Below are 23,201 nucleotides of genomic sequence, written 5' to 3'. Positions count from 1 at the left end.
AGCATGCCCGGACCGATCGTTCCGCTCACGCTCGGCACGTGGCCCACACCGGTGGAGCCGATGCCCCGCCTGGCGACCGCTCTCGGGCTCGGCCGCGACGACCTTCTCGTCAAGAGGGACGACCTCACCGGCCTCGGCGGCGGTGGCAACAAGGTTCGCAAGTTGGAATGGACGGTCGCCGAAGCTCTCGCGAACGACGCCGACACGCTGGTCACCACGGGAGCGCCACAGAGCAACCACGCGCGGCTCACCGCCGCGGCCGCCGCGCGCCTCGGTCTGCGCGCCGTGCTGGTGTTCCCGGGCGAACCGGTGGCGGCTCGAACCGGCAACCTCGTTCTGGACGCGTTCCTCGGCGCCGACGTCGTCTTCACCGGTGTGACGGGTCAGCAGGCGCTCGCAGACGCCGCCACGCGGGTATGCGACCGGCTGCGTTCCGAAGGCGCACGCCCCGCCCTCATCCCGTTCGGCGGGTCCACCGTGTTGGCGGCCCGCGGCTACGCACAGTGCGGTGACGAGTTGCTGTCCCAGGTGCCCGACCTGCGTACCGCGGTGGTCGCGCTCGGCTCCGGCGCCACGATGGCCGGGCTCGTCGCGAGCCTCGGCCCGGACCGCACGCTCGGTGTCGATGTGGGGGCGCTGGACGACCCCCGGCAGCGGGTCGCGACGTTCGTCACCCCGCTCTCGCCGGACGTGCACGCCGACGACCTGCGCGTCGACCGTGATCACGTTGGCAGCGGCTACGCAAGCCTGACCCCGACGGTCAGGGAGGCGCTGACACTCGTCGCCCGGCACGAGGGGATCATCCTCGACCCGACGTACACCGGGCGCGCGATGGCGGGTCTCATCGCGGCGATTCGGCGAGGCGAGATCGGACCGGGCCAGACAACAGTCTTCATCCACACGGGCGGGCTTCCCGGAATGTTCGGGCACCCCGAGATTCCCGCGTTCGCCGAAAGCCTGTCGCCTGAACGATAAGGATCACCGGTCTGCGTCGTGTGGTGGTGGGCGTCGGGGGCGACGAGGCGACCGGACCCCGTGGTTGGATGTACGCCGTGCGGTTGTCCCCTGAACCGGTGTGTTGGTCCGTTGTAGCGGGCGCGGCGGTGGTGCATGTGGTTGGCGCGCTGTCGGACGCGTCGGTCCTCGCGGGGCAGGCGACCGGGGTGGCACTGACCGGCCTCGCGGTGATCGTGTTGCTCGGTGCCGGGCGGGGCCGCGTCGCCGTGGCTGTTGGTGTCGGCGTGCTCGCCATCGACGCCGTGGTGGCGGCGAAGGGCTCGGACGGGCCGAAGTACCTGTCGCCGTTCTATGCGCCGCTGAACGCTCCACCACCGTCCGTCAGCGAGGATCTCGCGTGGCTGGGTGAGGCGTTGGCGGCGCAGGTCACCCAGCACTGGCCCGCACTGCTGGGCCTTGCGCTGATCTGCGGCGGATCGGTGGTGACGTTGACCGATCGGGCGCGGACCGACACACGGTGGATCCGTTGGGTCGCGTGGGCCGCCGTCGCCGGGCTGGCCGTCGTCGTGCTCACCCCCCTCGGCGGAGGGGACCCGATTCGCGTGCTGGTCACGCTCGCCGTCCGGTTGCCGACCCTGGTGGCGGTTGCCGCCGGGCTGACGGTGCTCGTGGTGGCCGCCGGGCGGCAGCGGCGGTTCGGCGTCCCGGCCATGCTTGGGGCCCTGCTGCTGACCGCCGCCGTCATCGACGCCAACCTGGCGGCTGTGGCGCCGCTTCGGCCAGTTGCCGTGGCTGAGACGCACTCGTTCAATGATCAGGCTGCGTTTCTTGAACCGGGGATCCGGATTCAGGTAGCGGGTGTGGCGCTGGGCCACGAATCCTCGCCCGGCTTGGTAACGGCACCGCTGCTGGCGCTCGTGCCGATACTTGCGATCGCACTGCTCGTGCTTGCGGCACCGACCTGGGGCCATCGCCTCAGCCGCCGCGATGACAGCGGTGACGGGGCGCACGGCGGGGATCCCGGCGACGGGGATGACCGGCGCGGTCACCACGACGGTCGCGGCCTGGACGGGACCTGACTGCAGGTCGGGAGCGAGCCCGTTCGCGACCGTCGGTTTTCCGGACCCGCGCCCTCGGACCTCGTATCGTGACGATGACCCCTGGTCGGCGCGGACGGTGAGGTGGATGGACGACGGTGAACGCGAGCAGGCGTTGCTCACCGCCCTGACCACCGAGCATTTCGTGCTCCAGACCTCCCGCAGCGCCACCGTCACCGAGTCGGTGGGCCGGGCGACGGTCTTCCTCTCCATGCTCTCTGCCGCTCTGATCGGGCTCGGTTTCGTCGCCAGCAACGCCGCGTTCGTCGGGCCGTACCTCGGGGCGGTGCTGCCCACGCTGATGATCACCGGGCTCCTCACGTTCCTGCGGCTGGTGCAGAACATGGTGGAGAACGAGCTGGATCTCGCGCGGATTCAGCGCATCAGGGCCTACTACCAGCACCGGCTGGCCGGCGACCACGACTTCTTCGCCGATGCGGTGCAGGGCGAGGGCATCATGCGGGCGAGCTGGGCGGCGGTCGGCAACGCCCCCGGGCGGGCGCAACTGTTGCTGACCACGGCGGCGATGGTGGGTGCGGTGAACGCGCTGCTGGCGGGGCTCTCGGTCACGCTGCTGACCGGACTGGCGGGGCTGTCGTCCGGGTTCGCGATCGGCGTCGGCGCCGTGTTGGCCCTGCTGGCCTTCGCCGCCCAGGTCGCCTACATCAACCGCGCGTCGATTTCCCAGCCCGGGTAGGGCTCGCCCGGAGTGGGCCACCCGACAGAAACGGCGGGCGCTTCGTGTGCCACCGGCGCGAGCCGCCATGATGGGGCGGTGAAGATCCTGTCCATCCAGTCCTCGGTCGCCTACGGCTACGTCGGCAACTCGGCCGCCGCCTTCCCCCTCCAGCGGCTCGGGCACGAGGTCTGGCCGGTACTGACGGTCCACTTCTCCAACCACACCGGGTACGGCGCGTGGCGCGGGCCGCTGCTGGAGCCGGCCCAGGTGGCCGAGGTGATCAACGGCATCGCGGACCGTGGGGTCCTCGGCAGCGCCGACGCGGTGCTGTCGGGCTACCAGGGCGACCCGGCGATGGGCGCGGTGATCCTCGACGCGGTGGACAAGGTCAAGGAGGCCAACCCGGCCGCGGTGTACTGCTGTGACCCGGTGATGGGCGACACCGGCCGCGGGATGTTCGTCCGGCCGGGCATCCCGGAGTACATGCGGGACACCGTCGTTCCGCGCGCCGACATCGTCACCCCGAACCATTTCGAGCTGGACTTCCTCGCCGGTCGTACGACGAACTCCCTGACGGAGGTGCTGGCGGCGGTCGACGTGGTACGCGAGACGGGGCCGCGGCACGTCCTGGTCACCAGCGTCCTGCACGGCGATGTGCCGGCGGGGTCACTGGAGGTGGTGGCCGTCTCCGACGAAGGCGCCTGGGCGGTCACCACGCCGCTGCTGCCGATCAACCCGAACGGCGGCGGCGACATCACCGCGGCGCTGTACCTCGCGCATCTGTGCACGACGGGCTCGCCGGCGACCGCGCTGGAACGCACCATCGCCTCCGTCTTCGCCGTCCTGGAGGCAACCCTCGCGGCGGGCACCCGGGAGCTCCAACTGATCTCGGCCCAGGACGCGATCGCCGAGCCGCCAACCAGGTTCACCGCTCGGCGGCTGCGCTGATCTATCGGTCCGTCGGCCTGCGCAACTGCCCTCTGTCGTCGACTCGTAACCCGTAGTGTCGTCATGCGGTGGCCGTGGACGGGTGCGACGGGGTGATCGATGACTGCGGAGAGCGACGCGCGGTCGACGGACCCCGACCGGAAGAGTCCAGCGCATCCGGCACTCCTGGAGTTGTTCTTCGACCTGGTCTACGTCTTCGCGCTGATCTCCCTGGCGGAGAAGCTCGCCACCGAGCTCACCTGGTCGGGCGCCGCCGAGACCCTGGTGCTGCTGCTCGCGTTTACGTTCATCTGGGCGTTGACCGCGTGGGCGGGTGACACGCTCGACCAGGCCCGGTCAGCGCTCCGGGTGCAGTTCATCGGGACGATGGCGGCAAGCCTGCTGCTGGCCGCCACGGTTCCCGACGCGTACGGCAGCCGTGGGTTGCTGTTCGCGATCACGTACCTGGCGATCCACCTCGGCTCCAGCTCCTACTTCCTGCTGGTCCTGCGGGACCCGTCCCAGCGTGGCAGGAGCAGCCGGATCCTGTTCTGGGAGGCCATCGCCGGAATCGGGTGGATCGGTGGGGCGCTGCTCGGCGACACGGCTCGCCTGGTGCTCTGGGCGGTGACCGTCGGGATCGAGTACGCCGCGGCCGCGCTCGGCTGGCCCGTGCCAGGGCTGGGGCGTTCGCACTCCGAGGAGTGGCGGCTGACCGGTGAGAGACTCTCCGAGCGGTACCGCCAGTTCGTCATCATCGCGCTCGGCGTGTCGCTGTTCACGACAGCGGAGACCTTCAGCCAGAGCGACTACACGGCCGCGCGGGTCTGGGCGCTCGTGGTCGTCTTCCTGATCGTGGTGCTCATGTGGCGGATCTACATCTACCGCGCCGGGGAACTGCTCACCGACGCGATCGCCAAGTCGACGAGACCCTCCCTGCTCGGCCAGTCGGCCGCGGTCACTCACCTGATCATGGTGGCCGGTATCGGCGGTGCGGCGGTCACCAGCAGGCTCGTCGTTGATCGGCCGTTCGGCGAGACCCCACCGTCCTGGGCGGCGGTCATACTCGGTGGGCCGGCTCTCTTCCTGCTGGGCCGTGGGTTGCTCGACTACACCGTGTTCGGTCGGGTGTCCAGGTCGCGGCTGGCTGGTCTGGTCCTGCTGGGTGGGGTGGCGCCGGCGACGTACCTGCTGCCGCCGCTCGTGGTGGCACTCCTCGCCATGATCGTTCTGGCCCTGGTCGCCGTGGTGAACCTGCTGAGCACCCGGAGGCACCCCCGAACGGCGGCACCTGCGCTGCGCTGACAGGTCGGGTCGGGACCGGTGCTTCGGCTCACCCCGTGGGTAGCGGAGCGCTGGTCAGTCGCGAGCGGGGGGCCACCGTCTCGACCATCAGCGTGAGCAGCAGGACCAGGTTCGCCACGACCATGATGCCGAGCGGTGGCAGCAGCGGCATCGCGGGTCCGACAGCGCCCAGCACGATGATCCCCAGCACCCGTGGCCAGAGGATCCGACCGGTGACCACGAAGTCGAACAGACAGCCGCCGAGCAGGAACAGGGCGGGCCCACCCAGGATGGCGACGATCCAGCCTGACGGCGTCTCCCCGAACGGACGGTCGATGACGAGCGTGTCGCTGGCCGAGATGACCACCACCCCCGCCACCATGACCAGGTGGGTGTACGAGGTGGCGGTGCCGGAGCGGACCCGCTCCACCGTCGAGACGGCGGTCGGCGCCAGTAGCTGTCGGATCCGGTGGAAGTACATCTGGAACAGCATCAGCGCGTTGACGAACGCGACCGCGCACGCCGCCACCCGGCCGGCCTCGAAGTCGCTGGCGGCCAATCCCATCCCGACGGTCAGGATCAGCTCGCCGAGGGAGATGATGAAGATCTGCCGGTGCCGTTCGGACAGGTGGGCGCCGGTGAAGATCTGACTGGCGAGTTCGGTCCGACCGAGCCTCGGTGTCGGCCAGCCGATCCGGGCCGACCCGAGGTCGACCGCCACCGCGATGGACCAGAGCACCAGCCTGGCCGTGCCGTCCACGAGGGCCCCGGCCACCCATGGTCCGGCGGTGACGCCGAGCCAGAAGAAGACGCGGATGCTTCTCGCCTGGATCGGCCGGTTCACACGGGTGGCGGGAATGAGAACCGAGTCCCGGACCAGGTGGATGCCGAAGTACGCCGCCACGAAGATCCACCCGTGCGCGCCGAATGCCCTCGGGATCGCGATGGCCATCAACAGGGTGCCGAACATGACCACGAGAACGGTGGCCTGGATCAGCGGCAACCGCGGGTTGAACAGGTCGGTGAGCCACGCGGTCAGCACCCAGACCCACCACGCGGCGAGCAGCAGGACCGCGGTCTGCGCCGCGTTACGGACGCTGAGGTCGTTTACCAGCCCTGCGGAGAGCCGGGAGAACATGAAAATGTAGATCAGGTCGAAGAAGAGTTCCAGGAACGTCGGAAACTCGGGCTCGCCGCGTCGGCGAAGAATCCGGGGTAGCGGACTCGACGTCACGGCGTCTGCCTCCTAGGGACGCCAGACCGGACGCGGCGGCGCCGGCGACCTGGACATCTTCTGCCAGCCTCGAACCTACAAAACAGGACATGCTCGGACACCCGAAAGGGCTCATCTCCAGGCATGACCCGGTTCCGGGTCAGAACACGGGCGGGTGCTCGCCCGTGACTCGCGAGCGCCCGCCCGTGCCTTGCCGTGCTGTACGCCGTCCGCCTCAGCAGCGGCCGAGATCCTCCCACTGCTGGGTCCAGCCCGGCTCGGACCCCTGTGTCCAGTACCGTGCCCGCCACAGGTGCTTGCCGTCACCCGACGCTGGACCACTCGGGTCGCCGTACCTGCTCTCCTCGTGCTTCACCGTCTGGCCCCCGGTGTAGGCCGTGCCGAAGGCCCACTCCGGTGCGGTGGAACAGTTCGCGGCCGGCGGCGGGGTGGTGGGAGGCGTCGTGGGGGGTGTCGTCGGCGGGTTCGTCGGGGTCGAGCAGCCACCCGTCGAGTCCACCGTGTCGGCGAACGTGCTGCCGGCCGAGCGGTACGCCGCCGTCTTCGCCGTCACCTGCGCCGGGGTGAGTGCCTGGTTCTTCGCGAACAGCACCCAGTCGACCTGCTGGATGTAGGTGCTCAACCCGCCCGAGTGGGCTGCCGTGTCGATGAACCAGAGGTTCCAGTTGATCGTCATGGTCTGCCGGGGATAGAACTTGCCCGAGTGGTCGCCCACCTGCACGCCGTCGATGTAGTAGATGACATGGCCGTTCGTCACCGTCGCCACCCGGCTGTCGGGGCCGCCTGGCTCGCACTGCGCCAGGTCGCCGACCCGGAGGAGGCGGTACGCTGCACCGCCGCATGCTCCAGCTCGATCCTGAACTCCGGTCTGCTGGCGAACTGGCTCGGGAATCCGTCGTGGAAAGCGACGATAAGCCAGTGCCACCGGGCGCGTAGCGTTGTCGCTCGTCTGTGCTGAACACCTTTGCACCCTGGGGAGACGTCAAATGACTGCCGCCACCTTCCGCGCCCTGCACCACGGCCGCACCGCCGGCGACCCGCTCGTCCTGCCGGGGCCGTGGGACGCGGCCAGCGCCCGGGCCCTCGCCGACGCCGGCTTCCCCGCGCTCGCCACACCGAGCGCCGGGGTCGCCGCATCGCTCGGCTACGAGGACGGCGCCACCCCGCCCGACGAGATGTTCGCCGCGGTGGCGAGGATCGTCCGGGCCGTCTCCGTGCCCGTGTCCGCCGACATCGAGGGCGGTTACGGCCTCGCCCCCCGGGAGCTGGTCGGGCGGCTCCTGGAGACGGGCGCCGTCGGCTGCAATCTGGAGGACTCCGAGGGCCACGGCACGCTCAAGGATCCTCAGCGGCACGCGGACTGGCTGGCCGAGGTGCGCGCGGAGGCGGGTGACGCGCTCTTCATCAACGCGCGCGTCGACACCTTCCTGGTAGGGACGGGTGAGCCGGCCGACGCGGTGGCCCGCGCCCGGCTGTACGTGGCCGCCGGCGCCGACTGCGTATACCCGCTCATGGCGCCGCCCGAGGTGCTCCCGCTGCTGCGGGAGGGCATCGAGGGCCCGATCAACATGGCCGCCGAGCCGGACGACAAGGCGTCCGTGGCCGAGCTCGGACGGCTGGGCGCCAGCCGGATCACCTTCGGTCCGGGGATGCAGCGGTACGCGGCGCGGGCGGTCGGCGAGCTGGCGGCGGGGCTGCGCGTCTGACGTCCGGCGACCCGGGCGGATCCAGGGGCCGGGGTCACCTGGGCGGTGCTGCCGTGCTGCGGCGGGTTACGAGCGTCGGCGAGAGCCGGATGTGGGCGGCCGGCTTGTCCAGGTGGGCGATCCGGTCCAGCAGGAGTCGGGCGGCGCTGCGTCCGATCTCGCGGCCCGCTTGGTCGACGCTCGTGAGCGAGATCGGTTCGAAGTCGGCGAACGTGGTGTTGTCGTATCCCGCGACGGACATGTCGCCGGGAACGGTGAGACCGGCCTGAGCGATCGCCTCGAGCACGCCCATGGCGACGATGTCCGCGCCAGCGAAGATGGCTGTGGGCCGACGGGGTCGGGCGAGCAGCTGCTGTGCGCCGAGGTATCCACCCTGCTGGGTGTACGTGGTGGAGACGATGTCGATGCCGTCCGCGAGCCCACGGGCCTGCATGGCCTGGCGGTAGCCCTCTGCGCGTATCGCGTTGGGCATCTCCGCGATACGGGCAGGGTCGGTTTCGAGGTGCTCGATGTGGGCGATCCGGCGGTGTCCGAGGTCGGCGAGGTGGTCGACGACGAGTGCGGCGCCCGCGATGTCGTCGTCCGCCACCGAGTCGTACGCGGTGGAGTGGGAGTGTCGGCCGACGACCACCGTCGGCACGGTGCTGGCGACATGCTGGAGGCGTGACCTCGACGAGATGGGGGCGATCAGTATGACGCCGTCCATGCTGTGGTCGATCATCGTCTCGGTGACCCGGGCTTCCGCCGCCTCGCCGTTGCAGCCGGGGCCGAGCAGGACCTGGTACTCCGTATCGGACAGCCACTCGGTGACCCCGTCGAGGATCTCGGCGAAGAACGGATTGCGGATGTCGGGCAGCATCACGCCGATGGTGTACGTCTGGCCGCGCATGCCCCTCGCTGCGGCGGACGGTCGGTAGCCGAGTTCGGCGACCGCCTTGCGCACCTTCGCCCGCATCGCTGGGCTGGTCCCGTACGCGTTGCGCAGCACCTTGGACACGGCTGTCGTTGACACCTCGGCGTGCTGCGCGACGTCAACGATGGTGACTCGTCGGGGCGGCGCCGACCGCGACCTCATGTTGCCTCCGGCAAGTGGGGAACGTTCCCCACGAGTGTAGGCGGGCTCTTCGCCTTCGGCGCCACCGCCCGCGGTAGTAGTCGCAGAGGAGAAATGCCCGGCGAGGCGTGGTCACCTATTGACGTCGATCGGGTCAACTCCTAGGGTCGGGCGAAACATTTGGGCAACGTTACCCACACTGATCGCTGGACCGTCGTTCGGCGCGCAGGTGCGACTCCGGAGCACTCCGGGTCGCAGGGCGCGGGCCTGGGGCGGGTTGAAGAGGCCCGACCCAGGCGGCAGATTGAAACGTTTCAGGAAAGTGACATCGCCAGTGACGAGAGCAGCCGAGCCACCGCCCCTTGCCCCGCCCCGTCAGTCTCCCGAGCGGACCACTGTCCGCCCTGGACGTGCCCGGATGACCCCGCCCTGGTGGTTCACGCTGCCGGCGATCGTGCTCTTCGCCTTCATCGTCCTGGTGCCGAGCGCCCGTGGCCTGTACTACGCCTTCACCGACTGGGACGGACTCGACCCGAACCTCTCCTTCATCGGCCTGGGCAACTTCGCGGATATGACCCGCGATCCCGACGCGGTACAGGCGCTCTGGCACACCCTGCTGATCGCCGTGTCGATCACGATCATCCAGAACGGGATCGGGCTGCTGTTGGCACTCGGGGTCAACACCATGATCAAGTCACGGCATGTGCTGCGGGTGTTCCTGTTCGCCCCGGCCGTGATCACCCCGATCGTGACCGCTTACCTCTGGCGCAACCTGCTCGGCCCGGACGGCGCGGTCAACAGTCTCCTGCGTCTGGTCGGGCTGGACTCCTGGCGGCAGGACTGGCTGGGCGACCCCCAGTTGGCCCTCTGGTCGATCGTGGCCGTGATCGTGTGGCAGTTCGCCGGCTACTCCATGGTCATTTTCCTGGCGGGACTGCAGTCCGTACCGAAGGAGATCAATGAGGCGGCGGACATGGACGGCGCCGGGCCGGTGCGGCGCTTCTGGTCGGTCACCCGGCCGCTGCTCGCTCCCGCGATCACCATCAACCTGATGTTGTCGATCATCGGCGGGATCAAGCTTTTCGACCAGGTGTACGCGTTGACCGGCGGCGGGCCGGGACACGCCACCGACACGCTGTCGACGCTGATCTACAAGGACGCCTTCACGTTGGGGGAGTTCGGATACAGCATCGCGCTCGCGGTCGTGCTCACGATCATCGTGGCGGTTGTCTCGACCGGGCAGTACCTCGTGCTGTCCCGCAATGAGAGGGCCGCCTCGTGAACCGCTATCGCGGGCGCACGTTCATGGTGGAACTGGCGATGATCGCCGCCGCCGTCGTGGTCGGCTTCCCGGTGTACGTCCTGATCAACCTTGCCCTGCGGGCACCATCGGACACCTCCTCACCGATCCGCCCGACCACCTCGCCGACGCTGGGCAACTTCACCCAGGCATGGCAGCAGGGCGGACTCGGCGGTGCGCTGGTCAACAGCGTGCTCGTGACCGCGACGAGCGTCGCCATCGTCCTGGCCGTCTCGTCGCTGGCCGCGTACCCCCTGGCGCGCGCCACCGCACGCTGGTCGCGGGGGATGTTCCTGCTGATCATGTTGGGTCTGATGCTGCCCTTCCAGCTGGCTGCGTTGCCGCTGTATCAGACGATGCGCGATCTTGGCCTGCTCGGTACGCCGTGGGCGCTGATCCTCTTCTACTCGGGCCTTCAGGTGCCGTTCACGACCTTCCTCTACATCGGCTTCCTGCGGGCCCTGCCGCGTGAGTTCGAGGATGCCGCCTTCATCGACGGCTGCTCACCCCTGCAGACGTTCCGGTACGTCGTGTTCCCGATGCTCAAGCCGGTCACAGTGACGGCTCTGGTGCTCAACGCGGTGTCCGTGTGGAACGACTTCTTCACGCCGCTGCTGTATCTGAGCGGCAGTACCCAGCAGACCATGCCCGTCGCCATAGCCGGCTTCGTCGGCCAGTACGCCGCCGACTGGAACCTCATCTTCGCCGCGCTGGTGATGAGCATCGTGCCGATCCTGGCCGTGTACTTCGCGCTGCAGCGCAGCATCATCAATGGCTTCGCCGGAGGGCTCAAGGGATGACACACGTCTCGGATCGTTGGCTGCTGCGCCCCTACGGGTTGCAGACCGAGCAGCGCCATGAGCCGCTCGGGTTGGGGGAGTCGTGTCCCCGGCTGTCGTGGAAATTGGACAGTGAGCGGCGAGGTGCCGCGCAGAGCGCGTACCGGATCACCGCCGCCGAACGGCCCGCCGACCTCGACGATCCCGGTCGCCTGCTGTGGGACAGCGGCCGGCGGGAGTCCGACGACGCGCTGCTCGTGCCCTGGGACGGCCCAACCCTGCGCTCGGCCACGCGCTACCACTGGCGGGTCGAGGTCTGGGACCAGACGGGCGTCGCGGGCGCGCCGGCGCAGACCTGGTTCGAAACGGGCCTTCTGCACCGCCGCGACTGGACCGCGGTGTGGGTGGGGCGCGACCCGCTTCGCGTTCCCCATGTGGATCCGCCGCAGGACCGCGACCCTGGCTCAGCTGGCGAGCTCCAGCCGCCGCCGCTGTACCTCCGCCGGCCGTTCGAGGTGCGGCGTCGACCGAGGCGGGCCCGGCTTTACGCCACCGCGCGCGGCGTCTACGAAGTCCGACTCAACGGCTCACGGGTGGGCGACACCGAGCTGGCACCGGGTTGGACGGAATACCACCGCCGGCTCCAGTATCAGACCTACGACGTCACCGAGCTGGTGCGCGAGGGCGGCAACATGCTCGGCGCCGTCGTCGCCGACGGCTGGTGGTGCGGGCACGTCGGGTTCGACGCCCGCCGCGCCGCGCAGCACTACGGTGAGTGCCCGGCCTTCTTCGCGCAGCTCGTGGTCGATTTCACCGACGGCTCCCGGCAGGTGGTCGCCACCGATCCGAGCTGGGCCGAACGGCCCGGTGCGATCCGGGCCGCCGACCTGCTGATGGGGCAACACGTCGACGCCCGCCAGCACGTGCCCGGCTGGGACTCGCCCAGCCCGTCCGATGACGGATTCCAGCCGGTCGCGGTCCTCGACACCGAGCCGGGTCCGATCGTCGCCGAACCCGACCACCCGGTCCGGGTCACCCGCGACGTGCCCGCGATCGTCGTGCACCAGCGGGCTCCTGGTCGCTTCCTCGTCGACTTCGGGCAGAACCTCGTCGGCCGGGTGCGACTGACCGTCCGCGGCGCCGCCGCGGGTCGGCGGATCGTACTGCGGCACGCGGAGATCCTCGCCGACGGCGAGCTGTACGTGGACAACCTGCGCCGCGCCCAGGCCACCGACAGCTACACCACCGGCGGCGACGACACCGAGGTCTTCGAGCCACAGTTCACCCTGCACGGCTTCCGGTACCTCGAGGTCGACAACCACCCCGGCCAGCTGGCCCCCACCGACGTGGTGGCCCGGGTGGTGCACAGCGACACACCCTGGACCGGGCATTTCGAGTGCTCGGACCCGATGGTGAATCAGCTGCAGTCGAACATCACCTGGGGGCAGCGGGGGAATTTCGTCGCGATCCCCACCGACTGTCCGCAGCGGGACGAGCGCCTCGGCTGGTTGGCCGACGCGCAGATCTTCGCCCCGACCGCGAGCCGCAACGCGGACGTCGCGGCGTTCTTCGCCCGCTGGATGCGCGACGTGGTGGACGGACAGGACGCCGAGGGCGCCTTTCGCGACGTCGCCCCGGTCATGACCATGCACCGCGCGGCGGCGCCGGCGTGGGGCGATGCCGGGGTGCTCATCCCGTGGCACCTGTGGCGCACGTACGGCGACCGCGAGGTGCTGCGGCGGTCGTTCGACGCGATGGTCGCCTGGGTCCGCTACGTACGGCGACACAATCCCGACCTGCGCTGGCGGCACCGTACCGGCAACTCCTACGGCGACTGGCTGCAGGTCGAGGCCACCACCCCACGCGACGTGTTGTCGACCGCGTACTTCGCGCGTAGCGCCCAGATCGTGGCGGATGCCGCCGAGGTGCTGGGGCGACACCGGGAGGCGAACGAGCACCGGGAACTGCACGCCGCGATCCGAGGGGCGTTCATCGACTCGTACGTCGGCGCCGACGGCACCGTCGAGGGCGGCACCCAGACCGCCTACCTGCTGGCCCTCGGCTTCGGCCTTGTCCCCGAGGCTCTGGTGCCGGCGGCGGTTGAACACCTCGCCGCCGACATCGAGAAGCGGAACAACCGACTCACGACCGGGTTCGTTGGCGTCGCGTTGCTCTGCCCGGTCCTGGCAGACCATGGCCGGGCCGACCTGGCGTACGCGTTGCTGCACCAGGAGGAGTTCCCGTCCTGGGGGTACTCCATCCGGCACGGCGCCACCACCATCTGGGAGCGCTGGGACGGCTGGACCGACCACGGCGGGTTCCAGTCCGCCGCGATGAACTCGTTCAACCACTACAGCCTCGGCAGCGTCGGTGACTGGCTGTTCGGCCGGGTCGCCGGCATCGACCAGACGCCCACGTCGGTGGCCTACCGCGAGCTGCTGCTACGGCCGCTACCGGGCGGTCGGCTCACCTGGGCGAAGGCCGAGCAGGAGACCGCCCGGGGACGGGTGGCCTGCGGCTGGTCCCGCATCGACGGCCGGATCACCGTGACCGTCACGGTGCCACCCGGCAGCACCGCCGTACTGGAGGTCCCCACGCGTGACCCGGGCAGCGTGCGCGAGAGCGGCGCACCCGCTGCGGGCCAGCCGGGGGTACTCGGGGTCCAGCCGTCGACCGCCGGGGCAACCCTGCGGCTGGCGTCTGGCCGCTACACCGTCAGCGCCCTCGCACCCGGTGCTGGGCCCACCGATCAGTCATGACCACCGCACCGTCCTAGCGGGAGACATCATGAACACGCGCAGACTGCCGACCCTGCTGGCTTCAATGACAGCCCTCGCCGTGCTGGCCGCTTGCAGCGGTGGCACCAACGCCGAAACCAGCTCCACCACCCTCACGCTCGCCTCGGTCGACCAGGGCTCCGTGGAGGACGTCGTCAAGGCGTTCGAAGCCGCCAACCCGGGCGTCAAGGTCAACTTCACCACCAGCGGCGCCGACCAGTACCAGCAGCAGATCCGGACCCAGCTCTCGTCAGGCACCGCACCCGACGTGATGTCCGTCTGGCCGGGTAACGGCAACCCTGGAGCCACCTACGTGCTGGCCAAACCGGGGTACCTGCTCGATCTGTCCGACCAGCCGTGGGCCGCCAAGCTGCCGGACGCCGTCAAGAGCGTGGCCCAGTACGAGGGGAAGACCTACAACGCGATCTTCGGGCTCAACGGGATCGGTGCGGTCTACAACCAGCAAGCGATGGACAAGGCCGCACTGACCCCACCGGGCACATGGACCGACCTGCTGGCCTTCTGCCGGGCCGCCGCGACGAAGGGAACGCCGGCCTTCGCACTGGGCATCCAGGACAACTGGGTGACCCAGCTGGTGCTGTACGGGCTGGTCGCACCGACCGTCTACGCCAAGGAACCGGACTTCGACACGAAGATGCAGGCCGGCCAGGCGACCTTCGCCGGCTCACTCTGGAAGACGGCCCTGGCCAAGTACCTGGAGATGAACCAGGCCGGATGTTTCCAGAAGAACCCGCTCGGCACCAGCTACGAGGCCAGCCAGGAGCTCGCCGCCACCGGGAAGACGCTCGGCATCGTGCAGGGCAACTGGGTCATCGCCCTGCTCAAGGGGAAGAACCCGAACGGCACGTTCACGCTCAAGGCGCTACCGGCCACCGATGAGCCGGCCACGGCCCTGATGCCCGCCGCGGCCGGTGCCGGGTACGGGATCAACGCCAAGGCCAAGAACAAGGAACTCGCACTGAAGTTCGTCAACTTCGTGATGTCCCCCGAGGGCATGAACCTCTACGTCAAGAAGCAGGGCGGCCTGCCAGCCCTCGCCGACACGGGTTACGCCGTCGACCCCTCGCTGACCGAGCTGTCGACGTTCATCAACGACAACCGAACAGTGCCGTTCATGGATCAGCTCTGGCCGAACGCCAAGGTGCAGCAGACCATGCTCAGCGGCCTCCAGGAGGTTTTCAGCGGGCAGTCCACCCCCGACAAGGTCCTCGCGGCGATGGACGCCGACTACAAAGCCGGCGCCTGACCGATCTTCCCTGCGGTCGCGGACCAGGCTCCGCACCGCACCAGCAGCACCTACGTCAACACCAGGACCTGCCGGCTCAGCACGCCGGCCAGGAAGGGAGTGACCTGTGCAGAAACTCAGGAGACGGACACGCCTGCTCGTGGTGATGGGAGTGGCGGTCACACTCGTCGCGTCGCAGACGCTCAACGCCACGCCGTCCATCGCCAGCCGCCAGGCGGCCGCCGTCAGCGTCGTCGACCTTCGGGTGAACGACCGACACGATGAACCGCTCGGCATCGACGACACCCACCCATCCCTGGGCTGGCGGATCACCGAAACGAAACGGGCCGCCGCCCATCCCTGCCGCCGACCCGACGCACGGTTGGCCTGCCCGGGCGACAGGCAGACCGCCTACCAGATCCGCACCGCGACGAGCGCGCGGAACCTCACCGGCGGAAGGCTGACCTGGGACTCCGGCAGGGTGCAGTCCGACCACCAGTCCGGCATCCGGTACGCCGGTCGGACTCTCACCTCCCGCGAGAGGGTCTTCTGGCAGGTCCGGGTCTGGGACGCCGACCGGAAGCCATCGGACTGGAGCGAGCCATCCACGTGGGAGATGGGCCTGCTCCAGCAGAGCGACTGGGGATCGGCCCGGTGGATCGAGTACCCCGATCGCACGGAATCCCAGCCGATGCCGATCTTCGCTCGCCAGTTCGACATCGATCGCAACAAGCGCGTGGCCGGCGCCCGCCTCTACCTCTCCGGCGTCGGGCTGCACCTGCCGTCCCTCAACGGCCGACCCCTCAGCGACGAGGTTCTGGCACCCGGTAACTCCAACTACCAGCTCTCCAGTGAGTACCGCACGTACGACGTCAGCGGCGACCTGCGCACCGGAGCCAACACACTCGGCGTTCGGCTCGGCAACGGCCCCGCCTACGTACGGCGAAGCGTCACCAACCCCGCCGTCGGCCGGACGGCGCCGTACTCGTGGTGGCAGAGCCAGCTCAAGGGCAACGGCATTCTGGCCGCCGACGCCGCACCCGATGCCACGACCGTGCAGCTGGACAGCGTCGCCAACTACCATGTTGGCGGCACGATCAACATCGACACCGGCAACGGTGGCGACAGCCTCGAATCCCGCACGATCACCGCGATCGGCACCGCTGGCGCGGACGGAACCGGGATCTCGTTCACCCCTGGCCTGTTCAAGCCGCACACCGCCGGCGTGGCGGTGACCGGATCGGGCAACAACGTCGCCGCCAGCGATGCGAGCGCCGGCGCCGCGGTGACCCCCCGCATGATCGCGCGGCTGGAAATCTCCTACACCAACGGCTCGACCGACGTCGTCGTCTCCGACCGCGGATGGCGGACCGCACTCGGCGCCCTGGTCACCGACGCGTGGTACTCCGGGGCGGACCACGACGCGCGCCGCGAGCAGGTGGGCTGGGACTCGGCTGGGGCCAACCTGACGGCCGCCGCCAAGCGACGTGACGGCTCCGCCATGGCCTGGCTCGACGCCGGCATCGCGCCACCTCCGAACCTCGCCACCAGGCTCGTCGCCCGCACCGCCGAACCGGTGAAGGTCGTCGAAACGTTCACACCGGTCTCGATGACCAACCCGGCACCGGGAACCTGGGTGTTCGACTTCGGCCAGAACATCGTCGGCTGGCCCCAGTTACGCCTCAAGGGGACCGTGCCGAGCGGCGTCACCATCCGGATGTCACCCGCCGAGTCGCTGGCCGCGGACGGCACCGTGGACCAGGCCTCGCTCATGGGCGGCGGCGGCAGCCGGGGACGCGACCTGTTCAACACCTACACCACCGCCGGACTCCGCGGCGGGGAGACCTGGCATCCCGACTTCAACTACTTCGGCATGCAGTGGGTCCAGGTCAGCGGCCTGCCCGAGGGGTACGTCCCGACGAAGGACCTCATCAAGGGGCTCCGGTTGCAGGCCGCCACCCCGTCGGCCAGCGACTTCACCACCTCGAACGCGCGCGTCAACCGCGTCCACAAGATGGCCAGGTACTCCTTCGCGGCGAACATCATGTCGGTGTTCACCGACTGCCCCGGCCGCGAGAAGCTGTCGTACCCGGCCGACTACACGATGCCGATGGGTGCCATCCACCGCAACTACGAACTCGGCGCCTACCTACGGACCACCATGCGGCACCTCGTCGAGGGGCAGTCTCTGGCTGACACACCGATGGCCGGGAACGTCGCGCTGAAGACCCCGGTCTACGACTGGGGCTACAGCGGACGCTTCGGCGACGAGATCAACTGGGGCAACGCCATCATCCTCGTCCCGTCGATGCTGTACGAGCTGTACGGCGACACCGCGACGATGGCGCGGTACTACAACCAGATGGTCGCCTTCGCCGACTACATCCAGCGCCAGAAGGTGGGGACCGGAGCCGACGCGCACATCGTCGACGCCGCCCTCGCCGACTGGGTCGCCGCCGACCAGACATCCGGCCGAATCACCGGTACCTGGGGCTACTACACGATGATCAGCAAGTTGGCCACGATGGCGCAGCTGACCGGCCACGTCGACGACGCCGCTCGGTACCGGACGCTCGCGGACGAGATCAAGCAGGCGTTCAACGCGCACTTCTACAACCAGCAACTACGCCGGTACACCGCGGACGGCAACGCCGGGACCACGGGCGCAACGCAGACAGCGCAGGCACTCGCCCTCGACGCCGGGCTCGTCCCGGACACCGAACGTCACGCCGTCCTCGACGCGCTCGTCGAGCTCGTGTACGCGTTCCACCCGGTCGGCGACGGTCCACACTTCAGCGGCGGCACCATCGGGATGGCACCGACCGTCCGGGCGCTCGCCGACGGCGGCAGGGACGACGTCCTGTGGGACCTGCTCCAGGAGAACGACCAACCGAGCTACGGATTCTTCATGGAACCCACGGTCGCGAACCCGAACGGCATGACCACCATCGGCGAACGGTGGAACCGTGGTGACTCCAAGAACCACATGATCCTCGCCCAGATCGAGGAGTGGTTCCAGGGGAGTCTGGTCGGCATCCGCGAGGCCGACGACTCGACCGCCTACCGACGCCTTGTCATCCAGCCCAAGGTGGTCGGGGACCTGACCTCGGTGAAGGGCAGCTACCAGACACCACACGGCGTTGCGCGGTCCGAGTGGAGCACGTCGGATCGACGATTCAAGCTGACGGTCGACGTCCCCACCAACACCAGCGCACAGGTGTGGGTGCCGGCGGGAGGACGACGGCTCGACGCGCCTCCGGCCCGGGCCACGTTCCTGCGTGTCGACGGAGACTATGCCGTCTACAGCGTTCCCTCCGGCTCGTTCACGTTCCTGGCACCGCAGACGGGTAACTGATCCGACGGGCCCGGTCGCCGCTCAGTCCACGAGTGGCGACCGGGCCCGTACCCCGCGCACCGATGAGGAGCAGCCGTGACCAGCACCCGAGACGTCGCCGACGGTCGCAGTGCGCCGGCTCCGTTGGGATCCGACTTTCCGGCGAACTTCCTCTGGGGTGCCGCGACAGCCGCGCACCAGGTTGAGGGCGGCAACGTCAACAACGACTGGTGGGACTTCGAACACGCCCCCGGTACCGCCGCGCAACAGTCGTCCCACGACGGCATCGATCACCTGCACCGGTATGCCGGCGACTTCGCGCTGCTGAAGTCGCTGGGCCACAACGCCCACCGCCTGTCGCTGGAGTGGTCCCGTATCGAACCCGCACCGGGGGAGTTCAGCCGCATCGCCCTCACCCACTACCGCCGGGTCCTGACCGCGCTCGCCAGCGCCGGCATGACCGGATTCGTCACCCTGCACCACTTCACGTTGCCGCGCTGGTTCGCCGCGAGGGGTGGTTGGCTCGCTCCTGATGCGGTCGAGCTGTTCAGCCGATACTGCAACCGGGTCGTCGCGGAGCTGGGCGACCTGATGCCCTTCGTCTGCACTATCAACGAACCACAGATGATCGCCCTGCACGGCTATCTGGAGGGCTACCACCCGCCGGGGATGACCAACCCGATCCTGTGGAAACGGGTGGGCAGGGTGCTCCTGGAGGCGCACCACGCCGCGGTACGGGCCATCCGCGATGGAGGAGCCCGGTCCAGGGCGGGCCTCGCCGTGCAGCTGCCGCTGCTGACCCCGGCTCGTGACGACGACAGCTGCGTCGCGTTCTGCCGCGCTCTGCGGACCGAGATCGTCGACCTGTACCTCGACGGGCTCATCGGACCCGACCCTGGAGACTTCCTCGGCGTCCAGTACTACCGCCGGCAATGGGTCGATCCCGCCGTGCCGACACTGTTCGCCGAACCGCCGGCCGGCGCCCGACTGACCCAGATGGGCTGGGAGGTCCATCCGGACGGACTGCGCCAACAGCTGCACCGTGCTGCCGCCGCCGGGCTCCCGCTGTACGTCACCGAGAACGGCATCGCCACCGAAGACGATCACGAGCGGGTCGACTACCTCGAAACGCATCTCGCCGCACTGGCGCAGGCCCGATCGGAAGGAGTCGACGTCCGCGGTTACCTGCACTGGTCCGCCTTCGACAACTTCGAATGGGCCGAGGGATACCGCCCCAAGTTCGGACTGATCGCGGTCGACCACGACCACGACCTGCGCAGAACCCCGAAACCGAGCGCCCATGCCTTCGCTCGGGTCGCCAGGACAGGAAGGCTCGACGCGCTACGCCACGGGACCGTCGTACAGGCATGAGGCCACGGCGGCCCCGGACGTAGAACCCGGGGGTATATACGCGGTGTATACCCCCGGTGTATGGTGCTGGCATGAGCGTTCCACTCACCCTCCTCGGCCTGCTCGATCGGGAACCCAGCCACGGGTACGACCTGAAGCGCGAGTACGACACCTACTTCGGCCGCGGTAAGCCGCTGCCGTTTGGGCAGGTCTACTCGACGCTCAGCCGCCTGGCGCGCGACGGCAAGGTGGTGATCAGCGAGGTCGGCCCCGGCGAAGGGCCCGACCGCAAGCGCTACATCATCACCGACCTGGGCGCGACCGAGGTCGAGCAGTGGCTGACCCAGCCGGTCGAACCGGAACCGCACCTGCAGACCGTTCTCTTCGCCAAGGTCGTGCTCGCGCTGATGCTGGACCGCCCCGCCGGCGAATACCTCGACACTCAGCGCAGCGCGCACCTGCAGCGGATGCGTGAGCTCACCGAGATCAAGCGCACCGGCAGTCTCGTCGACGCGCTGCTCGCCGACCACGGTCTGTACCACCTGGAAGCGGACCTCAGGTGGATCGAGATGACCGGCGCCCGGTTGGACGCCCTGACGAAGGCGGTACGGCAATGACCATCGCGATCGAAGCGAGGAACGTCGAATTCTCCTTCGGCCAGACACCTGCGCTCCGCGGCGCCAGCATCGCCGTCGACTCGGGGGAGATCGTCGCGATCATGGGGGCCAGCGGGTCGGGTAAGTCGACGTTGCTGCACTGCCTGGCCGGCATCCTGGTTCCGGATTCCGGCGAGGTCCTGTTCGACGGGGCTCGGGTCGACTCCATGACCGAGGCCCGCCGCAGCAGCCTGCGCCGGGACCGCTTCGGGTTCGTGTTCCAGTTCGGGCAGCTCGTCCCCGAGTTGACCACCGCGGAGAACGTGGCCCTGCCGCTGCTGTTGAACGGCACACGCAGAGCCGAGGCGCTGCGCAAGGCGTACGGCTGGTTCGAGCGGCTCGGCCTGGAAGGACTGGAGCAGCGCCGGTCGGGTGAGCTTTCCGGAGGGCAGGCCCAGCGGGTCGCCCTCGCCCGGGGTCTGGTCGCCGGGCCGGAGGTGCTCTTCGCCGACGAGCCGACCGGTGCGCTCGACTCGCTCACCGGCGAGCAGGTCATGGACCTGCTGGTCACCGCCGCTCGTGAACAGGGCACGACGGTCATCCTGGTCACCCACGAACCACGGGTCGCCGCGTACGCCGATCGCGAGGTCATCGTGCGCGACGGCCGCGTGAACGCGCCGGACCGGATCGCATCATGATCCGCTTCGGGCTCCGCCTCGCCGTGGCCGGCGGGCGGGAGGCACTCACCCGCCTCATCATCATCGCCACCGCCGTGGCGGTCGGCGCCGGTCTGCTGCTGGTCACCCTCGCGGGCCTCAACGCCGTGAACGCGCAGCTCACACGGTACGCGTCGCTGTATCCCAGCCCGTCGGCGGACGGTGGCGGCGATCCACTGTGGTGGTCCACGCGGGAGGACTACTTCCGCGGCGAGCAGATCGTACGGATCGACGTCGCCGCCTCGGGCCCGGGCTCGCCGACGCCGGTCGGCATTCCGGAGACCCCGGGGCCGGGGGAGTACTACGTCTCACCGGAGTTCAGCACGCTGCTGGCAGCGACCCCTGCCGCCGAACTCGCCGATCGCTACCCCGGGCGAAACCTCGGCACGATCGGTTCGGCCGCGCTGCCGTCACCGGACGCCCTCCTCGTCATCGTCGGCCACACCGTGAACGAGGCCACGACGCTGCCAAATGTCCGCCAGCTCACGAGCGTCGGCGACGACACCCACGCGCTGCCGGAGACGGTCGTGGACCTCATCGTCGGTGTCATAGCCGGTGGGCTGCTGTTTCCGGTGCTGATCTTCATCGGCACGGCCACCCGGCTCAGCGCCGCCCGCCGGGAGCAGCGGTTCGCGGCGATGCGGCTGGTCGGCGCGACGCCCCGGCAGATCTCGGTGATCGCGGCGACCGAAGCGGCCGTGGCGGCGCTCGCGGGCACGGCTCTCGGCTTCGCGCTGTTCTTCGCGTTCCGCGGCCAGCTCGCCGCCATCCCGTTCACCGGCATGCGGTTCTTCCCCGACGACATGGTCCTGAGACCGCTGGACATCCTGGTGGTCGCGCTCGGCGTGCCGGCCGGAGCGGCGCTGGCGGCCTGGGTGTCGCTACGACGCGTCCGGATCTCCCCGCTCGGCGTCACGCGGCAGGTCACCCCCCGTCCACCCCGCGCCTACCGGCTGGTCCCACTCGCGCTGGGGGTGGCCGAGCTGGCCTACTTCATCGGCCGCAGGCCCGAGACGTCGGATGGCCAGACCGCCGCGTTCCTGCCTGGTCTCCTGCTCATCATGACCGGTCTGGTCCTCGCCGGACCCTGGCTCACCATGGTCGGCGCCCGTGTCATGGCCAGCCGCGCCCGGCGGCCCGCGGCACTCATCGCGGCGCGGCGCCTCGCCGACAACCCGAAGGCCGGTTTCCGGGCCATCAGCGGCATCATGCTCGCGCTCTTCGTCACGAGTGTGGCCATCGGTGTGATCACCACGATCGTCGCCAACCGTGGCCCCGCCCGGATCGAGTCGACGGATGCCGCCACCCTCTCCACCGGCTTCTCCGACGACGAGCTCTCGGTGCCCGACTCACTGCTGGTCGAGCTGCGCTCGATCCCGGGCGTGCGGAGCGCGACGGTGGTCCACCGGAACCCGGACCGGATGGCCGATCCCGGCGTGCTCGCGTGCACCGACATCCCCGAGGCGTACGGCCGATGCGCCGACGGCGCCACCGTGGCGGCGGTGGCCCACAACTTCATCCCGTTCGACGAGTCGGCGTCCGCCTCCAGGGTGTGGCCAGCCGCATCGGTTTCCGTCGACGACCTCGAGCGGTTGCCGGTGGCGTCGATCGTCGTCGGCACGGACGGTTCGACAGCCCCGCTGGAACGGGCGCGCACGGCCCTCTCGCTGGCCTTCCCGAATTTCTGGGTGGCACCGACCGTTCCCGGTGAGTTCGAGTCGTCCTTCACCGATCAGCTGCGTGGTTGGAAGCAGCTGGCCAACGTCATCATCGTCGCCAGCCTCGGCCTCGCCGGCTGCAGCCTGGCGGTCAGCGTGGTCGGCGGTCTGAGTGAACGCAGGCGCCCGTTCAGCCTGCTCCGCCTCAGTGGGGCGCCGGTGCGGGTCCTGCGCCGTGTGGTCGCTCTGGAAAGCGCCGTACCGATGCTGGCCGTCGCCGTGGTCGCGATCGGCATGGGTTTCGTGGCCGCCCAACTGTTCCTCAAGGCACAGCTGGACTACACCCTCACCGCGCCGGGCCTCGGGTTCTACGCGATCGTGATCGTCGGCCTGGCCGCATGCCTCGGCATCATCGCGTCCACCCTGCCGCTGCTGGAAAGGATCACCGGCCCGGAGACGGCACGCAGCGAGTGATCGGGTGAGCGGCGGGGGAGGCACCCCCCGCCG

18 protein-coding genes are annotated in these 23,201 nt (G+C 69.5%); 15 read left to right on the top strand and 3 right to left on the bottom strand.

All coding sequences use genetic code 11. From position 1 onward, the window contains the following. Positions 1-3: 3 nt before the first annotated feature. The 5 genes from ACWD5O_RS21675 to ACWD5O_RS21655 all read left to right on the top strand — a co-directional run bounded on the left by ACWD5O_RS21675 (position 4) and on the right by ACWD5O_RS21655 (position 4,965). Positions 4-975, top strand: a complete 972-nt coding sequence (locus tag ACWD5O_RS21675) for a pyridoxal-phosphate dependent enzyme (RefSeq protein ID WP_450086344.1) — start codon at positions 4-6, stop codon at positions 973-975. A 128-nt stretch (positions 976-1,103) separates the two neighbouring features. Continuing rightward, positions 1,104-2,036, top strand: coding sequence for a hypothetical protein (locus ACWD5O_RS21670; protein ID WP_450086343.1), 933 nt, complete (start codon positions 1,104-1,106; stop codon positions 2,034-2,036). A 106-nt stretch (positions 2,037-2,142) separates the two neighbouring features. Continuing rightward, positions 2,143-2,751, top strand: a complete 609-nt coding sequence (locus tag ACWD5O_RS21665; RefSeq protein ID WP_387327407.1) for a hypothetical protein — start codon at positions 2,143-2,145, stop codon at positions 2,749-2,751. A 78-nt stretch (positions 2,752-2,829) separates the two neighbouring features. Then, positions 2,830-3,681 (top strand): pyridoxal kinase PdxY, encoded by an 852-nt coding sequence (gene pdxY, locus ACWD5O_RS21660; protein ID WP_450004958.1) that lies wholly within the window; start codon positions 2,830-2,832, stop codon positions 3,679-3,681. Positions 3,682-3,780: 99 nt separating this feature from the next. Then, positions 3,781-4,965, top strand: coding sequence for a low temperature requirement protein A (locus ACWD5O_RS21655; RefSeq protein ID WP_450086342.1), 1,185 nt, complete (start codon positions 3,781-3,783; stop codon positions 4,963-4,965). Between the two features lie 28 nt (positions 4,966-4,993). Here ACWD5O_RS21655 and ACWD5O_RS21650 read toward each other — a convergent pair whose 3' ends face one another. Beyond that, entirely contained in the window at positions 4,994-6,178 is a 1,185-nt protein-coding gene (locus ACWD5O_RS21650; protein WP_450086341.1) for a low temperature requirement protein A, read from the bottom strand. A 214-nt stretch (positions 6,179-6,392) separates the two neighbouring features. Then, complete coding sequence (locus ACWD5O_RS21645; protein WP_450086340.1) at positions 6,393-6,935, bottom strand: hypothetical protein; 543 nt, start codon at positions 6,933-6,935, stop codon at positions 6,393-6,395. A 229-nt stretch (positions 6,936-7,164) separates the two neighbouring features. On the opposite strand from ACWD5O_RS21645, the gene ACWD5O_RS21640 reads away from it, so the two are divergent. After that, positions 7,165-7,884, top strand: coding sequence for an isocitrate lyase/PEP mutase family protein (locus ACWD5O_RS21640; protein ID WP_354965681.1), 720 nt, complete (start codon positions 7,165-7,167; stop codon positions 7,882-7,884). A gap of 34 nt (positions 7,885-7,918) precedes the next feature. Here the strand turns inward: ACWD5O_RS21640 and ACWD5O_RS21635 are convergent, their stop codons facing one another. Further along, positions 7,919-8,959 carry a LacI family DNA-binding transcriptional regulator gene (locus ACWD5O_RS21635; RefSeq protein WP_449935754.1) on the bottom strand — a complete coding sequence of 347 codons (1,041 nt, stop codon included), beginning with the start codon at positions 8,957-8,959 and terminating at the stop codon, positions 7,919-7,921. 397 nt (positions 8,960-9,356) lie between these two features. On the opposite strand from ACWD5O_RS21635, the gene ACWD5O_RS21630 reads away from it, so the two are divergent. From ACWD5O_RS21630 to ACWD5O_RS21590, 9 genes are all read left to right on the top strand, one after another. Continuing rightward, positions 9,357-10,220 (top strand): carbohydrate ABC transporter permease, encoded by an 864-nt coding sequence (locus tag ACWD5O_RS21630; protein WP_387327386.1) that lies wholly within the window; start codon positions 9,357-9,359, stop codon positions 10,218-10,220. Beyond that, positions 10,217-11,038, top strand: coding sequence for a carbohydrate ABC transporter permease (locus ACWD5O_RS21625; protein WP_450086339.1), 822 nt, complete (start codon positions 10,217-10,219; stop codon positions 11,036-11,038). The genes ACWD5O_RS21630 and ACWD5O_RS21625 overlap by 4 nt, the downstream gene beginning before the upstream one ends. Beyond that, positions 11,035-13,776: a family 78 glycoside hydrolase catalytic domain gene (locus tag ACWD5O_RS21620; RefSeq protein WP_450086338.1), complete on the top strand. Its 2,742-nt coding sequence runs from the start codon at positions 11,035-11,037 to the stop codon at positions 13,774-13,776. The genes ACWD5O_RS21625 and ACWD5O_RS21620 overlap by 4 nt, the downstream gene beginning before the upstream one ends. 28 nt (positions 13,777-13,804) lie before the next feature. Then, positions 13,805-15,061 carry an ABC transporter substrate-binding protein gene (locus ACWD5O_RS21615; protein ID WP_450086337.1) on the top strand — a complete coding sequence of 419 codons (1,257 nt, stop codon included), beginning with the start codon at positions 13,805-13,807 and terminating at the stop codon, positions 15,059-15,061. 145 nt (positions 15,062-15,206) lie between these two features. Beyond that, a complete protein-coding gene (locus tag ACWD5O_RS21610) occupies positions 15,207-18,395 on the top strand; it encodes a family 78 glycoside hydrolase catalytic domain (RefSeq protein ID WP_450086399.1) in 3,189 nt (1,062 codons plus the stop codon). A gap of 75 nt (positions 18,396-18,470) precedes the next feature. Then, the gene (locus ACWD5O_RS21605) at positions 18,471-19,745 is read left to right on the top strand and encodes a glycoside hydrolase family 1 protein (RefSeq protein ID WP_450086336.1); all 1,275 of its coding nucleotides are present in this window, start codon (positions 18,471-18,473) and stop codon (positions 19,743-19,745) included. 71 nt (positions 19,746-19,816) lie between these two features. Then, entirely contained in the window at positions 19,817-20,341 is a 525-nt protein-coding gene (locus ACWD5O_RS21600; RefSeq protein ID WP_450086335.1) for a PadR family transcriptional regulator, read from the top strand. Continuing rightward, a complete protein-coding gene (locus ACWD5O_RS21595; RefSeq protein ID WP_354965672.1) occupies positions 20,338-21,018 on the top strand; it encodes an ABC transporter ATP-binding protein in 681 nt (226 codons plus the stop codon). Before ACWD5O_RS21600 ends, ACWD5O_RS21595 begins: the two co-directional genes overlap by 4 nt. Beyond that, positions 21,015-23,168, top strand: coding sequence for an FtsX-like permease family protein (locus ACWD5O_RS21590; protein ID WP_450086334.1), 2,154 nt, complete (start codon positions 21,015-21,017; stop codon positions 23,166-23,168). Before ACWD5O_RS21595 ends, ACWD5O_RS21590 begins: the two co-directional genes overlap by 4 nt. Positions 23,169-23,201 lie beyond the last annotated feature (33 nt).

It is taken from the genome of Micromonospora sp. NPDC005161 (assembly GCF_053599855.1).
This window is presented reverse-complemented; position numbering and strand designations above follow the sequence as displayed.

Excerpts from the sequence above, each read along its gene's own strand:
- ACWD5O_RS21635 (WP_449935754.1), bottom strand. The coding sequence starts at position 8,959 with ATGAGGTCGCGGTCGGCGCCGCCCCGACGAGTCACCATCGTTGACGTC.
- ACWD5O_RS21675 (WP_450086344.1), top strand. The coding sequence starts at position 4 with ATGCCCGGACCGATCGTTCCGCTCACGCTCGGCACGTGGCCCACACCG.
- ACWD5O_RS21630 (WP_387327386.1), top strand. The coding sequence starts at position 9,357 with ATGACCCCGCCCTGGTGGTTCACGCTGCCGGCGATCGTGCTCTTCGCC.
- ACWD5O_RS21615 (WP_450086337.1), top strand. The coding sequence starts at position 13,805 with ATGAACACGCGCAGACTGCCGACCCTGCTGGCTTCAATGACAGCCCTC.
- ACWD5O_RS21610 (WP_450086399.1), top strand. The coding sequence starts at position 15,207 with ATGGGAGTGGCGGTCACACTCGTCGCGTCGCAGACGCTCAACGCCACG.
- ACWD5O_RS21590 (WP_450086334.1), top strand. The coding sequence starts at position 21,015 with ATGATCCGCTTCGGGCTCCGCCTCGCCGTGGCCGGCGGGCGGGAGGCA.
- ACWD5O_RS21620 (WP_450086338.1), top strand. The coding sequence starts at position 11,035 with ATGACACACGTCTCGGATCGTTGGCTGCTGCGCCCCTACGGGTTGCAG.
- ACWD5O_RS21600 (WP_450086335.1), top strand. The coding sequence starts at position 19,817 with ATGAGCGTTCCACTCACCCTCCTCGGCCTGCTCGATCGGGAACCCAGC.
- ACWD5O_RS21595 (WP_354965672.1), top strand. The coding sequence starts at position 20,338 with ATGACCATCGCGATCGAAGCGAGGAACGTCGAATTCTCCTTCGGCCAG.
- ACWD5O_RS21655 (WP_450086342.1), top strand. The coding sequence starts at position 3,781 with ATGACTGCGGAGAGCGACGCGCGGTCGACGGACCCCGACCGGAAGAGT.
- ACWD5O_RS21640 (WP_354965681.1), top strand. The coding sequence starts at position 7,165 with ATGACTGCCGCCACCTTCCGCGCCCTGCACCACGGCCGCACCGCCGGC.
- ACWD5O_RS21665 (WP_387327407.1), top strand. The coding sequence starts at position 2,143 with ATGGACGACGGTGAACGCGAGCAGGCGTTGCTCACCGCCCTGACCACC.